The organism is Nocardia sp. NPDC055053 (assembly GCF_053608285.1).
The window spans coordinates 43,519-57,042 of the sequence record NZ_JBSGVD010000001.1 but is presented as its reverse complement, the minus strand read 5'-3'; the positions used below and the strand labels follow the sequence as shown (position 1 = coordinate 57,042).

At 68.0% G+C, this 13,524-nt stretch carries 14 protein-coding genes and 2 tRNA genes; 9 read left to right on the top strand and 7 right to left on the bottom strand.

Translation table 11 applies throughout. The features are described from left to right. Positions 1 to 140: 140 nt before the first annotated feature. Positions 141 to 785: a hypothetical protein gene (locus ACWF82_RS00265; protein ID WP_452496443.1), complete on the bottom strand. Its 645-nt coding sequence runs from the start codon at positions 783 to 785 to the stop codon at positions 141 to 143. Between the two features lie 67 nt (positions 786 to 852). Here ACWF82_RS00265 and ACWF82_RS00260 point away from each other — a divergent pair, with 67 nt between their 5' ends. Beyond that, positions 853 to 1,284 (top strand): NUDIX hydrolase, encoded by a 432-nt coding sequence (locus tag ACWF82_RS00260; RefSeq protein ID WP_452496441.1) that lies wholly within the window; start codon positions 853 to 855, stop codon positions 1,282 to 1,284. Here ACWF82_RS00260 and ACWF82_RS00255 read toward each other — a convergent pair whose 3' ends face one another. Beyond that, a complete protein-coding gene (locus ACWF82_RS00255) occupies positions 1,285 to 2,571 on the bottom strand; it encodes a hypothetical protein (RefSeq protein WP_452496440.1) in 1,287 nt (428 codons plus the stop codon). A gap of 171 nt (positions 2,572 to 2,742) precedes the next feature. Here ACWF82_RS00255 and ACWF82_RS00250 point away from each other — a divergent pair, with 171 nt between their 5' ends. After that, positions 2,743 to 2,946 carry a cold-shock protein gene (locus ACWF82_RS00250; RefSeq protein ID WP_452496438.1) on the top strand — a complete coding sequence of 68 codons (204 nt, stop codon included), beginning with the start codon at positions 2,743 to 2,745 and terminating at the stop codon, positions 2,944 to 2,946. On the opposite strand, the gene ACWF82_RS00245 is transcribed toward ACWF82_RS00250, so the two are convergent. Together ACWF82_RS00245 and ACWF82_RS00240 are read right to left on the bottom strand one after the other, a co-directional pair. After that, positions 2,943 to 3,218, bottom strand: a complete 276-nt coding sequence (locus tag ACWF82_RS00245) for a hypothetical protein (protein WP_452496436.1) — start codon at positions 3,216 to 3,218, stop codon at positions 2,943 to 2,945. The genes ACWF82_RS00250 and ACWF82_RS00245 overlap by 4 nt on opposite strands. Positions 3,219 to 3,292: 74 nt before the next feature. After that, positions 3,293 to 4,075 carry an MHYT domain-containing protein gene (locus tag ACWF82_RS00240; protein ID WP_452496435.1) on the bottom strand — a complete coding sequence of 261 codons (783 nt, stop codon included), beginning with the start codon at positions 4,073 to 4,075 and terminating at the stop codon, positions 3,293 to 3,295. Between the two features lie 396 nt (positions 4,076 to 4,471). Here ACWF82_RS00240 and ACWF82_RS00235 point away from each other — a divergent pair, with 396 nt between their 5' ends. Further along, positions 4,472 to 4,675, top strand: coding sequence for a cold-shock protein (locus ACWF82_RS00235; protein ID WP_014987157.1), 204 nt, complete (start codon positions 4,472 to 4,474; stop codon positions 4,673 to 4,675). Between the two features lie 59 nt (positions 4,676 to 4,734). Here the strand turns inward: ACWF82_RS00235 and ACWF82_RS00230 are convergent, their stop codons facing one another. Beyond that, positions 4,735 to 5,544, bottom strand: a complete 810-nt coding sequence (locus tag ACWF82_RS00230; RefSeq protein WP_452496433.1) for a nucleotidyltransferase domain-containing protein — start codon at positions 5,542 to 5,544, stop codon at positions 4,735 to 4,737. Positions 5,545 to 5,676: 132 nt separating this feature from the next. Between ACWF82_RS00230 and serA the strand changes: the two genes are divergently transcribed. Both serA and ACWF82_RS00220 read left to right on the top strand, forming a co-directional pair. Beyond that, positions 5,677 to 7,275, top strand: coding sequence for a phosphoglycerate dehydrogenase (gene serA / locus ACWF82_RS00225; RefSeq protein WP_452496431.1), 1,599 nt, complete (start codon positions 5,677 to 5,679; stop codon positions 7,273 to 7,275). 210 nt (positions 7,276 to 7,485) lie between these two features. Continuing rightward, entirely contained in the window at positions 7,486 to 8,493 is a 1,008-nt protein-coding gene (locus ACWF82_RS00220) for a 3-isopropylmalate dehydrogenase (RefSeq protein WP_357160421.1), read from the top strand. Positions 8,494 to 8,647: 154 nt separating this feature from the next. Here the strand turns inward: ACWF82_RS00220 and ACWF82_RS00215 are convergent, their stop codons facing one another. Further along, a complete protein-coding gene (locus ACWF82_RS00215; RefSeq protein WP_452496979.1) occupies positions 8,648 to 9,772 on the bottom strand; it encodes an MFS transporter in 1,125 nt (374 codons plus the stop codon). A 356-nt stretch (positions 9,773 to 10,128) separates the two neighbouring features. Between ACWF82_RS00215 and ACWF82_RS00210 the strand changes: the two genes are divergently transcribed. The 4 genes from ACWF82_RS00210 (at position 10,129) to ACWF82_RS00195 (ending at position 12,757) form a co-directional block, all read left to right on the top strand. After that, positions 10,129 to 10,902, top strand: coding sequence for a fumarylacetoacetate hydrolase family protein (locus ACWF82_RS00210; protein WP_452496429.1), 774 nt, complete (start codon positions 10,129 to 10,131; stop codon positions 10,900 to 10,902). 18 nt (positions 10,903 to 10,920) lie between these two features. Beyond that, positions 10,921 to 12,396 carry a glutamate--tRNA ligase gene (gene gltX / locus ACWF82_RS00205; RefSeq protein WP_452496427.1) on the top strand — a complete coding sequence of 492 codons (1,476 nt, stop codon included), beginning with the start codon at positions 10,921 to 10,923 and terminating at the stop codon, positions 12,394 to 12,396. A 188-nt stretch (positions 12,397 to 12,584) separates the two neighbouring features. Further along, positions 12,585 to 12,656, top strand: a tRNA-Gln gene (locus ACWF82_RS00200). Between the two features lie 28 nt (positions 12,657 to 12,684). Continuing rightward, positions 12,685 to 12,757 (top strand) — tRNA-Glu (locus tag ACWF82_RS00195). A gap of 45 nt (positions 12,758 to 12,802) precedes the next feature. Here the strand turns inward: ACWF82_RS00195 and ACWF82_RS00190 are convergent. Continuing rightward, on the bottom strand, positions 12,803 to 13,504 hold the full coding sequence (locus ACWF82_RS00190) for an IclR family transcriptional regulator (RefSeq protein WP_378851355.1): 702 nt from the start codon (positions 13,502 to 13,504) through the stop codon (positions 12,803 to 12,805). Positions 13,505 to 13,524 lie beyond the last annotated feature (20 nt).

The window sequence follows — 13,524 nt, the reverse complement described above, 5'->3', positions numbered from 1 at the left end:
CCATGGGGAGGTGAGAGGGGAGCCGCCGCCGTGAAGTCGCCAGCCGATGAGGATGTTCGTAAGTCCAAGGACCAGCGCGATGTGGGCTGTCCATGGGTAAACGGTACGCGCCTGCGGAGCGGGTTTCGAGGGCCGACGACTCAGTTAGTCGCGCGGACTTTGATGGCGTCGTGGGAGACGAGGACGTCGTATTCGCCGGGGGGGGCTATGACGGCGTTGCCGTAGGCGGATTTTACGAAGGGGGAGGTGTACCAGGTGCCTTCGTTCATGTCTTCGAAGAAGTCTCGGTCGCTGCCGTTGAGCATGATGTGGTCTTGGGTGGTGTGTTTGCCGTCCAGGCGCTGGCCGTAGAGGCGGGTGATTTTGTAGCCGGAGTGGAAGCCGAGGGCGTTGACCCAGGGGTGTAGTTCGACGATGTTGGCTTGGAGGACCCAGAGGTTGCCTTCGACGCGGTGGGTTGTGCGGGTGTCTACCTCGCCTTCGTCGCCGAAGATGGTTAGTTCCAGGTCGAGTTGGTCGGATTGGCCGGCAACGGGTTTTGCGATGACGTGGGCTGCGGTGATTTCGCCGGTGAGGCCAAGGTAGGTCTGGAGCAGGGTGGCGATCCAGAGGAGGAGGGTGGCGACGAGGAGGAGGGCGAGGGCGGGGGCGCCTCGGCCGAGGACGGCTTTGGGGCCTCGGCGGTGGCGGGCGGCGAGGGCTGCGGAGATGAGGAGGGCTAGGGCGAGCGCGATCAGTGCTAGCAGGACGACCTGGGCGAGCCCGAAGGTCACCGGGAAACTCATGCTCTCGGTATACCCCGAATAGGGCTGTGGGATGGGTGGTCTCGTAGTTCTCGGTAGGGTGGAATTCGTGGACAAGTATCGGGTGCTCGTCGGTGTTCATCTGGTGCTCCTCGACGGGGATGGGCGGGTGTTGTTGGGGCGCAGGCGCGATACCGGGTTCGGGGATGGGCTGTTCCATGTGCCTGCTGGGCATCTCGAGGCGGGCGAGTCGGCAGTGGCGGGGCTGATTCGTGAGGCGCGCGAGGAAGTGGGGGTCGAGATCGCCACCGAGGACGTGGAATTCGCTCATGTGCTGCACAGTGCCGAGCGGGTGCAGATGTTCTTCACCGTCCGGCGCTGGGGTGGTGAGGTGACGAACTGTGAGCCGGAGAAGTGTTCGGAATTGCGGTGGTTCGAGGTGGGGGCGCTGCCGAGCGAGATCGTCGAATACTGCCGGGTGGGGCTCGGGGAAGTGCTGACCGGGCGGGCGTTCTCCGAATTGGGTTGGCAGGACGCCTGACTAGTCGGGCGCGGGGCGGTGACGGATCAGTAGCGCGATGGCGACGGCGCAGCCGACGGCGATGCCGATCGCGATCGTCGCGGGGAGCGGGCCTCGGTTGACGTCGGCGGTGCGGTACCAGGACGACGAGTAGGCGAGGTGGCCGAACTCGGTGTCGCTCAACGCGACTCCCATGGACGGCACGCACAGGATCGACAGGCCGACCGTGGCTGAGGTGGGGCTCGACGGGACGGCGGAGCCGACGCAGTAGCCGCAGATCGCGCCGAGGGCCAGGCAGCCGACCGCGGCATTGAGGGTCGCCGGTGGGTCGAGCATGTCAGTGGCGAGGACGAAGACCGCCAGGATGACCACGCTGACCGCGGCGGCCACGGCGCGGGGACGGCGCAGGCCTGCCAGCAGTCCGGCGCCGAGGGCGAGGACGGTGCCCACATCGACCAGACCCGAACGGGGCAGGGTGATGACGAGACTGCCCGCCACGGCGAAACCGGTCATCAGCAGCACCAGGACACCGTCGCGTTCGGGCAGGATCAGCGCGGCCACGGTCGCGGCCGCGACGACGACGATCGAGCCGACGATCACATACGGGATGCTCGTCTCGCGGGCCGCCACGGCCAGCGACGTCACCAGAATGGTCGAGAAGGCGACGACACCGGCGAACACGGGGGCCAGGGGAATCGCGGTGTCCACACTGGTGCGCGGCGGGGTGGCGGTCGTGATCGCGAAGTAGGTGAGTGCGAGTACCGCGGCCGCGATGAACCACAGCGGCAGCGAACCGGCGAGGACACCGTCGAAGCCGGCCGAGCCCTCGTCGGTGGGTGTCTCGGTGAGGTCGCCGAGCACGGCGGCGGCGGGCACCGCGAACAGGTAGACGGTCCGCAGCAGCGGTTCGGGCCAGACCACGACGGCCATCGCGCCCAGCGTCACGCCGGCGAGCAGCGCGTCGATGAAATTGAGCGTGGCCAGCGAGAGGCCGGTGGAGTTGCCGTTATCGCTGTGGGGGACCAGCAGCAGGTGGCTCAGGACAATGCCGGCGAGTGCGAGCAGCGCCGTCCAGCGGGCGGTGCGCCGGCTGCCGACGGCGACCGTGACCGCCGCGGTGATGATCGCGGCGAACGCGCCACCGGTCATCGCCCGCGGAATGTTGAACACCAGCAGATCGACGTGCCGCGCCTCGGCCAGGTCGGCGAAGCTGATCGGCAGCATGATCGCGAGAACCGCGACCGAGGTGGCCATGAAGACGGTGACCGCTTCGGCGGCGGAACGGACGGTGGTGGCGCTCGGCTGCACCGGCTCTCCGTTCTCCCGGACCCGGCCGGTCCCCAGCGGACCTACCTGGAGTTTATCCAGCGCGGATGCCGCCGGACGGCTGCGACGACTCCACGGCTTTCGTGTCGCGGGGTGAGGCATGCGACCATGGGCGAATCAGCGTGTCAGGCAAATGATTCGGAAGGTCGGTTGATGCCGGGCGGCGTCGTGAGCTGGTTCGACAGCGGCAAGGGATTCGGATTCATCACCCCCGACGCGGGCGGGGCGGAGGTGTTCGTGGAATACACCGAACTGCTCGGGGAGGGATTCCGCACGCTACGCGCTGGTCAGCGGGTGGAATTCGGGATCAGGGAGACCCGGCGCGGGCCGGAAGCGCACCACGTGCGGGTCGTCTAGTAGACGCCGACGGCGTAGATCGCGAAACCGGTCGCCGCCAGCGCCGCCACGGCGCTGACGGTCAGCAGCCGCGTGCTGAGCCGGCGCAGCCGGTCGTGGCGGGCACGCAGGACGAAGAAGCCGCTGGTCGGGTTGCCGTCGCCGATGAAATGCGAGGCGGCCCGCGACGCGAGCAGCGCGTCGGTCGCCTTGGATTCGGCGATCGAGGCGGCGAAAAGGGCGAGAGCGCCCGCGCCCGCGCAGAGCACGGCCGCGATGATGAAAAACAGCATGTGGATCCCCCGTAGAGACTCGGCCGGAGCCGGTGATTGCTACCTCCTCAGTGTCTCAACGGGGTACGACAGATTCAGTTCTGGCCGCTGGGCCAGAAGCGGCTCGCGCGCTGACCGTGCACCGGCCTGGCCAGGTTGGGGTCCTCGGCCTCGGTGATGCCGACCTGCATGAGCAGGATCATGGTGACCATGCTGATCCCGATGATCAGCGGGGTGAGCAGCTGGGTGGCGGTGGCGCCGGAGGCGTGGGCGACGTGGGCGCTGGTGTGCGCGCTCATCGAGAACATGCCGGTGTAGTGCATGCCGGTGACGGCCACACCCATCAGCAGTGCGGCGGCGATGGTGGCGACGAGGCCGTGGATGTGCAGGGCGAACCAGAGCGCGGCCGTGGCGGCGACGACGGCGATGACCATCGAGACGGCGACAACGAACGGGTCGTAGACGATTTCGATGTCGGTCTTCATCGCGTACATGCCGGAATAGTGCATCGCGCCGACGCCGAGACCGGTGATCGTCCCGCCCACCGGGAGGGCGGCGCTGTCCCAGCTGCGGCGCACCACGATGGACAGCCCGAGCCACACCACGCCCATCGCGACGGCGGCGCTGAACAAGGTGATCGGGACGTTGTATCGGATGGTCGCGCCGTGCACGGAAAAGCCGAGCATCGCGATGAAATGCATGACCCAGATGCCGGTCCCGCCGAGTGCGATCGCGGCCGCGGTGAGCCAGCCGCCATGACTACCCGATGCGCGCGAGCGAACCATGCAACGCAGTGCCAGCATCGACCCGAGGACCGACATGAGATACGCCAGCAGCGGGGTTACCCAGCCGTAGGTGAAATGGTTGATGTCCAGCACTCTCTACTCCTTGCGTGATTTCTCCACGAGGTGTGCGCTCCCTCACAAACTCGGAAAATACGCTGGTAGAAAATTTGCCGTACTGGGTTTCTAGAAAATGTCTAGGGATGCTGACGGTGACGGGGCACAGCTGCATAGAGAAGTCGATGGTGAAGCGTGCCAGTCGGTTCGATGGAGGGTATCGATCGAATCCGGCATCCTCGCCGCAACTACCTCGGCATACATCGAGCATCCATCCGGTCGCTTGTGTGACAGCACCGGCCGGCGGCATCGCGGCGTTGGCTTGCTCACAGTCCGCGAAGTCGGGTGTGGAGGAATTCGTCGGAGCATGGCATTGTTGAAGGCGAGACCGGGACCGGACTATTAGGACCTGGCTCGTCTACAGAAGGTTTTGAAATGGCTCAGGGCATTGTGAAGTGGTTCAACAGCGAGAAGGGCTTCGGCTTCATCGCACAGGACGGCGGCGGACCCGACGTCTTCGTGCACTACTCGGCTGTTAGCGGCTCGGGCTTCCGCTCCCTCGACGAGGGTCAGCGTGTGGAGTTCGAGATCGGTCAGGGTCAGAAGGGCCCGCAGGCTCAGGACGTCCGCGTCCTCTGATTCTGCGCTTGACCAGCGTACGAACGTGAAGCTCCGCACCAGTAGGTGCGGAGTTTCTGCTATCTGGGGGCCAGTGCCTCCGTGCGGAAGAACTCGTCGGTCACCGCTCGCGCCGCCGTCAGATCCCGCGGCCCGCGCGCCGCGAATTCCGCTGCCGCCCTGGTGAACTCGTCGTCGATGAAGTCCGCGATCAAGCGCGGCGGGGCGGCCGAGCCCATCTCCCTGGTCTTGGACTTGAGCGCCGTCAGTTCGGTGATCGAGGCGATCAGGTCGGCAGGCAGCTCGCACTGGGCGAGCAGGGTCGGCAGGTGCATCGGGGCCACCGCGGCGCCGGGATGCTCGCGCAACCAGCGCAGCGCCATCGCCGGGCGCAGTGCATAGAACACCTTCTTCAAGCCGCCGTTGCGCTCGAACAGCGCCCACTGGCGCGCGCCGAGGTGCAGATAGTGCCGGGCGATCCGGTCGCGATCGGCCACCTCCTCGGCCACCTCGCGCAGGCGGGCGCGGAACGCCTCGTCGCCGCGGTAGACGATCGGTGACATCAGCCACTCGACCAGCACCGCGTTGCCCTGCACCAGCAGGCGCAGCGCCTTGGCCAGATCCCAGCCGTTCACATCGAGCAGCCCGACCAGCGGCGTCTCGATGACATCGCGACGCGACCACGGTGACAGATAGGTCTCCAGGCTCGCCACATAGACGAACCGGCAGTCGTAGTCGGAATCCGGCGAAGGGAAACCCCAAGCGCGGCTGCCGCTTTCGATGGCCAGCCGGATGGACACGTCGTGCTCGGCCGCCACCCGGTCGAGCTCGGCGTCGACGGCGGCCACGACGGCCGGATCCATCGATTCGGGGACGGTGCGCAAGGACATGGCGTGATAGTAGGTGGCGCGACACCCAGGGTTCACCCGGTTTTCGGCAGGGGGGTAAGGGCAGCCGAACTCCGGCGACTATTCTGGTCGGCGGTAACTGCCGACCCCTTTCTTCCCCAGGAGTACCCCACAGTGAGCCAAGCAGGCCGTCCTGTAGTTCTGATCGCCGACAAGCTCGCCCAGTCGACCGTCGACGCGCTCGGTGACGGTGTCGAGGTTCGCTGGGTCGATGGCCCCGACCGCCCGGCGCTGCTCGCCGCGGTCCCCGAGGCCGACGCGCTGCTCGTGCGCTCCGCCACCACCGTCGACGCCGAGGTGCTCGAGGCGGGCAAGAAGCTCCAGATCGTCGCCCGTGCCGGCGTCGGCCTCGACAACGTCGACGTGCCCGCCGCCACCGAGCGTGGCGTGATGGTCGTCAACGCGCCGACCTCCAACATCCACACCGCCGCCGAGCACGCCGTCACCCTGCTGCTCGCCGCCGCGCGCCAGATCCCGGCCGCCGACGCCACCCTGCGCGAGAACACCTGGAAGCGCAGCAAGTTCAACGGTGTCGAGATCCTCGGCAAGACCGTCGGCGTCATCGGCCTCGGCCGCATCGGCCAGCTGTTCGCGCAGCGTCTCGCCGCTTTCGAGACCAAGATCGTCGCGTACGACCCCTACACCTCGCCCGCTCGCGCCGCCCAGCTCGGCATCGAGCTGCTGAGCCTGGAGGAGGTGCTCGAGCGCGCCGACTTCATCTCCATCCACCTGCCGAAGACGCCCGAGACCAAGGGCATGCTCAACGCCGAGACGCTGGCCAAGACCAAGCCGGGCGTCATCATCGTCAACGCCGCCCGCGGTGGCCTGATCGACGAGCAGGCGCTGGCCGACGCCATCAAGTCCGGCCACGTGCGTGCCGCCGGTCTGGACGTGTTCGAGACCGAGCCGTGCACCGACAGCCCGCTGTTCGAGCTGCCCGAGGTCGTCGTGACCCCGCACCTCGGCGCCTCCACCGCCGAGGCCCAGGACCGCGCAGGCACCGATGTCGCCAAGTCGGTGCTGCTGGCGCTGGCCGGTGAGTTCGTGCCGGGCGCGGTGAACGTCACCGGTGGCGCCGTGAACGATGTCGTCGCGCCGTGGCTGGACGTCGTGCGCAAGCAGGGTGCCCTCCTCGGCGCCATCGCCAGCGAGCTGCCCGTCAGCGTCGAGGTGCAGGTGCGCGGCGAGCTCGCCTCGCAGGATGTCGCCGTGCTGGAGCTGTCCGCCCTGCGCGGCGTGTTCTCGGCGCTGGTCGAGGACCAGGTCACCTTCGTCAACGCGCCCGCGCTGGCCAAGGAGCGTGGCATCACCGCCGAGGTCACCACCGCCACCGAGAGCCCGAACCACCGCAGCATGGTCGACCTGCGCGCCGTGTTCGGCGACGGCTCGACCCTGAACGTGGCAGGCACGCTGACCGAGCCGAACCTGGTCGACAAGATCGTCAACATCAACGGCCGCAACTACGACATGCGCGCCGAGGGCCTGAACCTGGCCGTGCTGAACTACAGCGACAAGCCGGGCGCGCTGGGCAAGATCGGCACCAAGCTGGGCGAGGCCGAGATCGACATCCTGGCCGCGCAGCTGAGCCAGGACGTGGACGCCGAAGGCGCCACCGTGGTGCTGCGCGTCAACCGCGAGGTGTCCGCCGAGGTGCAGACCGCGATCGCCGAGGCCGTCGGCGCCGCCAAGGTCGTCCTGGTCGACCTGGCCTGAATTATTGGAGCGCTGGCGCGCTCGAGGTCGCGGCCCTCAGGTCCCGCCGTTCAGGCACCGCTGCTTGCTCCTGCGTCGCCTACGCGGCGGCACCTGAACGGCGGGACGGCCGCGACGCACGCTTCGCGTGCGGGCCTCCTCGAGGTCGGCCCCGACGGGGTTGGGTGAGGCGGCACCGCAAGATCCGCCTCACCCCGAACGGAGAATTTCATGAAGCTCGCAGTTATCGCCGGTGACGGCATCGGTCCCGAGGTCATCGCCGAGGCGCTCAAGGTGCTCGACGTGGTGTCGCCCGGTGTCGAGAAGACCGAATACGACCTGGGCGCTGCCCGCTACCACCGCACCGGCGAGATCCTGCCGGAGTCGGTGCTGCCCGAGCTGAAGCAGCACGACGCGATCCTGCTCGGCGCGATCGGTGACCCGTCGGTGCCCAGCGGCGTGCTCGAGCGCGGTCTGCTGCTCAAGACCCGCTTCGCGCTGGACCATCACGTGAACCTGCGTCCGTCGCGGCTGTACCCGGGCGTCACCAGCCCGCTGGCGGGCAATCCCGACATCGACTTCGTGGTCGTGCGTGAGGGCACCGAGGGTCCCTACACCGGCACCGGTGGCGCGATCCGCGTCGAGACCCCGCACGAGGTCGCGACCGAGGTGTCCACCAACACCCGCTTCGGCATCGAGCGCGTGGTCCGCTACGCCTTCGCCACCGCACAGGCCCGCCGCAAGCACCTGACCCTGGTGCACAAGAACAACGTGCTCACCTTCGCCGGGTCGCTGTGGCAGCGCACCGTGAACGAGGTCGCCGCCGAGTTCCCCGAGGTGCAGACCGCCTACCAGCACATCGACGCCGCCACCATCCACATGGTGACCGACCCGGGCCGCTTCGACGTGATCGTCACCGACAACCTGTTCGGCGACATCATCACCGACCTGGCCGCCGCCGTCAGCGGTGGCATCGGCCTGGCGGCCTCGGGCAACATCGACGCCTCCGGCGTCAACCCGTCGATGTTCGAGCCGGTCCACGGCAGCGCGCCCGACATCGCGGGCCAGTCCAAGGCCGACCCGACCGCCGCCATCCTGTCGGTCTCGCTGCTGCTCAACCACCTCGGCAACACCGAGGGCGCGGCGCGCATCGAGTCCGCCGTCGCCAAGGACCTGGCCTCGCGCACCGGCACCGCCTCCACCGTCGAGGTGGGCGACCGGATCGCCGCCATCGTCTGAGGACGCTGAACAACCGAAGGCCCGCTCGGCTGTTGCCGGAGCGGGCCTTCGCGTTGTCCGAACAGGGCCAGCTCCGAATCGCACCGGGAGCGGGCCCTCGCTGTCCTGTTGTGTCGCATCAGGATTCGGTTCAGCGAAACATGATGTGGCACAGCTACTTTCGTGGCACCAATGGGACCGCGGCCGCGGCGGCGATGGCGGCCACCGCGAAGGCGGCGGAGAAGCCGGTCGCGGTGATCAGGAGGCCGAAAACCGGTGGGACGGCGGCGATGGCGAGGTTCTGGCCGGTGTTCTGGATGCCAAGGCCGCGGCCGCTCCAGAACGGGCCGGCGATTTCGGCGACGGCGGTGAAGGCCAAGCCGTTGTCGGACACCGAGATCACCGAGGCGGCGACCATCAGGGGGACGGCCAGCCACCACCAGTCTGTCCAGGCGGTGAGCGTCAGGGCGGCCATCGCGACGACGGCACCGACGGCCACCTGACGCAGCGGGCCAAGGCGGCTGCCGACCCGGTCGGACCAGGCGCCCGCGCCGATTCGTCCTGCGGCGCCCAGGAATTGGGTGGCCGTCATCAGCGCGCCGGCGGCGGCCAGCGACCAGCCCAGGTCGCGGTGCAACCACAGCAGGGCGAAGGTCCACAGAGTGGCCTGCGGGAAGACCAGCAGGATCGACACGGCGTGGATGCGCCACAGGGTGGAATCGCCGCGGTAGGGGTTGGCGCGGTCGGCGGCCTTGGCGGGCGGACGCGGCGGGTCGACGATGCCGGCCAGGCAGCCGATCGCCGCGATACCGGCCATCAGCGCGGGGACCAGCAGGGCGGCGGGGACGCCGTGGTGTTCGGCGACCCACGGAATGCTCAGCGCGGCCAGGCCGACGCCCAGCGGCTGGGCGGTCTGGCGGATGCCCATGGCCAGGCCGCGCCGGTCGGGCGGGAACCAGCCGACGATCACGCGGCCGCTCGCGCCGTTGGAACTGGCCGCGCCCACACCGCCGAGGAACAGCAGCGCGCCGAACGCGATCGGGTCGTCCACCAGCGCGGCGGCCACCCCGGCGACGAACATCAGTGCCGTGCCCGCCACCAGCACGATCCGTTCGCCGATCCGGTCGACGACATAGCCCCACGCGATCAGCGTGCACACCAGGCCGACGGTCGGCAGGGCGACCAGCGCGCCCGCGGCGAACAGGGAATCACCGCGCGCGGTGAGTGCGGGCAGGAGAAAAGGGGTGCCGTGGATGAAGATCGAGCTCGAGGTCTGCGCGAACACACCGAGGGCGAGCATCAGCCAGCGTCTGCCGTCGCCGATCCTGGTCACTTCGGCCGTCTGCCGCACCTCTGTCACGATTCTCACCTCGCCGGATTGCACGATTGCATCTCAATATTTGAGATTGATGTCTCATGTGGTGAACATCTGGATTCACGGTACACCCGTGACCGCCGAATGACGCCCCCTGATTCGGTGTCTGACAGATCACAACCGGAGAGGACGGTGCGGAGTGCGAATCCCACAGGCGGGCAGCGGCTTCGAATCACATCGGTGTGAGATTGCCCGCACTCCACCCGCGGGCGTATCACTTGTCGCGCGTTGCGTCCCGGGCGCGTTCGGGCAGGTGGGCGTGTCTCGATAGACTCCGGGGCATGCGCTTAGGTCGAGTTGCCAGTCCCGATGGAGTCGCGTTCGTCAGCATCGAAGGTGACGGCAGCGATGCCACCGCCAAGGAGATCGCCGAACACCCGTTCGGCTCGCCGACGTTCACCGGCCGGAGCTGGCCGCTGGCCGATGTCCGCCTGCTGGCGCCGATCCTGGCGAGCAAGGTCATCTGCATCGGCAAGAACTACGCCGCCCACGCGGCCGAAATGGGCGGCGAGGCGCCGGCCGACCCGGTGATCTTCCTGAAGCCCAACACCGCGATCGTCGGCCCGAACGCGCCGATCATTTTGCCGCCCAGCTCTTCTCAGGTCGACTACGAGGGCGAGCTGGCCGTGGTCATCGGCCGCCCGTGCAAGGACGTGCCCGCGGCCAAGGCGGCCGATGTCATCCTGGGCTACACCGTCGCCAACGACGTCACCGCCCGCGACCAGCAGCGCCACGACGGGCAGTGGACAAGGGCCAAGGGCTACGACACGTTCTGCCCGCTCGGCCCGTGGATCGAAACCGCGCTGGATCCAAGTGATCTGGAGATCGTCACCGAGGTCGATGGCGAGGTCCGCCAGCGCAGCCGCACGTCGCTGTTCCTGCACGACATCCCCAAGATCGTCGAATGGGTGTCGACCGTGATGACCCTGCTGCCCGGTGACGTGATCCTCACCGGCACACCGGAAGGCGTCGGCCCGCTGCGGGCCGGGCAGAACGTGTCGGTCACCGTCGAGGGCATCGGCACCCTTACCAATCCTGTTGCCACCAAGCGCTGATACCGCGGAGAGAGAGTCATGACTGAAGTACGGGTCCGTTTCTGCCCGTCGCCGACCGGCACGCCGCACGTCGGCCTGATCCGCACGGCGCTGTTCAACTGGGCGTACGCGCGCCACCACGGCGGAAGCTTCGTCTTCCGCATCGAAGACACCGACGCCGCACGCGATTCCGAGGATTCCTACCGGGCGATCCTGGACGCGCTGCGCTGGCTCGGCCTGACCTGGGACGAGGGCCCCGAGGTCGGCGGCCCCTACGAGCCGTACCGGCAGTCGCAGCGCCGCGATCAGCACCTCGAGGTCGTGCGCAAGCTGGTCGAGGCGGGCGAGGCCTACGAATCCTTCTCGACGCCGGACGAGGTCGAGGCCCGGCATCGCGCGGCCGGTCGTGACCCGAAATTGGGCTACGACAATTTCGACCGTGACCTGACTGCCGAGCAGATCGCGGCCTACAAGGCCGAGGGTAGGCCCGCGGTGGTCCGGTTGCGAATGCCGAACGAAGATCTCGGCTGGAATGATCTCGTGCGCGGCGAAACCACCTTCAAGGCCGGTACCGTGCCCGACTTCGCGCTCACTCGCGGCAATGGTGATCCGCTCTACACATTGGTGAATCCGGTCGACGACGCGTTGATGAAGATCACCCATGTGCTGCGCGGTGAGGACCTGCTTTCCTCGACGCCACGGCAGCTCGCGCTGTACGCGGCGCTGCAGCGTATCGGGGTCGCGGAGTTCACGCCGGAGTTCGGTCATCTGCCGTTCGTGATGGGCCAGGGCAACAAAAAGCTGTCCAAGCGCGACCCGGAATCGAATCTGTTCGTCCACCGTGATCGTGGATTCATCCCCGAGGGATTGCTGAATTACCTCGCCCTGCTCGGCTGGAGTATCGCCGAGGATCGCGATGTGTTTTCCATGGCGGAGATGGTGGCGGCATTCGACATTTCGACGGTGAATTCGAATCCGGCCCGCTTCGACCAGAAGAAAGCCGACGCCATCAATGCCGAGCAGATTCGTTTGCTCGAGCCGGGTGATTTCGGCCACCGTTTGCGCGAGTACCTGACCGTGCAGGGTCATATCGGCGCCGAAATCAACGAGAAGGCCTTCCTCGCCGCGGCGGAGCTGGTGCAGACCCGCATCGTGGTGCTCGGCGACGCGTGGGACCTGCTGAAGTTCCTGTTCGTCGAGCCGGCGGAGTTCGCGATCGACCAGGCCGCGGGCGGCAAGAACCTCGGCGCCGAGGCCGATCCGGTGCTCGACGCCGCGATCGCCGCCGTTGAGCCGCTGGCCGAGTGGACGACGCCCGCCCTGGAAGAGGCGCTGAAGAAGGCGCTGATCGACGATCTGGGGCTCAAGCCGCGTAAGGCGTTCGCGCCGGTGCGCGTCGCGGTGACGGGTTCGCACATCAGCCCGCCGCTCTACGAGTCGATGGAACTGCTGGGCCGCGAGGTCTCGCTCGACCGGCTGCGTGCCGCGCGTGGCTGGGTGCCCGCAGCGCAGTGAGTGCGTCCGGGGCGGACGCGGCCGGTCCGCAGCCGCCCCGGAACGGTCAAAACAGCTAAAAATAGGCTCCTGACCAGGCGATTTGTAGTTTACCCCACTGTGTTTGGTAATCTTCTCATCGCCGCGGAACACGGCCTCGCAACACCGACAACCAGCCGGTGAGACGCAAGGCCGGGCGTTTCCATCCTTGGGGTATGGTGTAATTGGCAACACAGCTGATTCTGGTTCAGCCATTCTAGGTTCGAGTCCTGGTACCCCAGCAAGGTTTCACTTCGGTGAGATCGTCCTGGCCCCGTCGTCTAGCGGCCTAGGACGCCGCCCTCTCAAGGCGGTAGCGCGGGTTCAAATCCCGTCGGGGCTACAAAGAAAGACCCCCGGTCGAATTCGACCGGGGGTCTTCTTCGTTTTACAACCGCTTGTGCAGCGCCTCCGCGGCGGCGACCAGATCGGCGGCCCAGCGCGCGCCGGGTCGCCTGCCCATCCGGTCGATCGGGCCCGAGACCGACACCGCGGCCACCACGAGGCCCGCCGTGTCACGCACCGGCGCCGAGACGCTCGCCACGCCCTGTGCGCGCTCGGCGGCGCTCTGCGCCCACCCCCGCTTGCGGACCTCGGCCAGCGCGCGATCGCCGAACACCGCGTCGGCCAGGACCGTGCGCTGTAGTTCCGGGTCGGCCCACGCCAGCAGCACCTTGGCCGCCGAGCCCGCGGTGAGCGGGAGCCGGGAGCCGACCGGGACGGTGTCGCGCAGGCCGACGGGCGGCTCGAGCGCGGCCACGCAGACGCGCGCGTGCCCGTCGCGGCAGTACAACTGGACACTCTCGCCGGTGATCTCCCGCAGACGGGGCAGAATGGACCCTGCGGCCTCCACCAGTGGGTCGGCGGCCCCCGCGGACAGTTCGGTGAGCGCGGGGCCCGGACGCCACAGCCCGTTGCCGTCACGTGCCAGCAGCCGGTGCGTCTCCAGCCCGACCGCCAGCCGATGCGCCGTGGCGCGGGGCAGGCCGGTGCGGGTGCACAGGTCGTTGAGACCGCATGGCTCGTCCGCGACGGCGTAGAGCACCGCCACGGCTTTGTCGAGGACACCGATACCGCTATGCTGTCTCATAGAACGATACTAACGTCTCA

Bases quoted from the DNA above. Each gene is read 5' to 3' on its own strand.
- ACWF82_RS00265 (WP_452496443.1), bottom strand. From the start codon at position 785: ATGAGTTTCCCGGTGACCTTCGGGCTCGCCCAGGTCGTCCTGCTAGCA.
- ACWF82_RS00250 (WP_452496438.1), top strand. From the start codon at position 2,743: ATGCCGGGCGGCGTCGTGAGCTGGTTCGACAGCGGCAAGGGATTCGGA.
- ACWF82_RS00245 (WP_452496436.1), bottom strand. From the start codon at position 3,218: ATGCTGTTTTTCATCATCGCGGCCGTGCTCTGCGCGGGCGCGGGCGCT.
- ACWF82_RS00235 (WP_014987157.1), top strand. From the start codon at position 4,472: ATGGCTCAGGGCATTGTGAAGTGGTTCAACAGCGAGAAGGGCTTCGGC.
- ACWF82_RS00230 (WP_452496433.1), bottom strand. From the start codon at position 5,544: ATGTCCTTGCGCACCGTCCCCGAATCGATGGATCCGGCCGTCGTGGCC.
- ACWF82_RS00220 (WP_357160421.1), top strand. From the start codon at position 7,486: ATGAAGCTCGCAGTTATCGCCGGTGACGGCATCGGTCCCGAGGTCATC.
- ACWF82_RS00215 (WP_452496979.1), bottom strand. From the start codon at position 9,772: ATGCTCGCCCTCGGTGTGTTCGCGCAGACCTCGAGCTCGATCTTCATC.
- ACWF82_RS00210 (WP_452496429.1), top strand. From the start codon at position 10,129: ATGCGCTTAGGTCGAGTTGCCAGTCCCGATGGAGTCGCGTTCGTCAGC.
- gltX (WP_452496427.1), top strand. From the start codon at position 10,921: ATGACTGAAGTACGGGTCCGTTTCTGCCCGTCGCCGACCGGCACGCCG.
- ACWF82_RS00190 (WP_378851355.1), bottom strand. From the start codon at position 13,504: ATGAGACAGCATAGCGGTATCGGTGTCCTCGACAAAGCCGTGGCGGTG.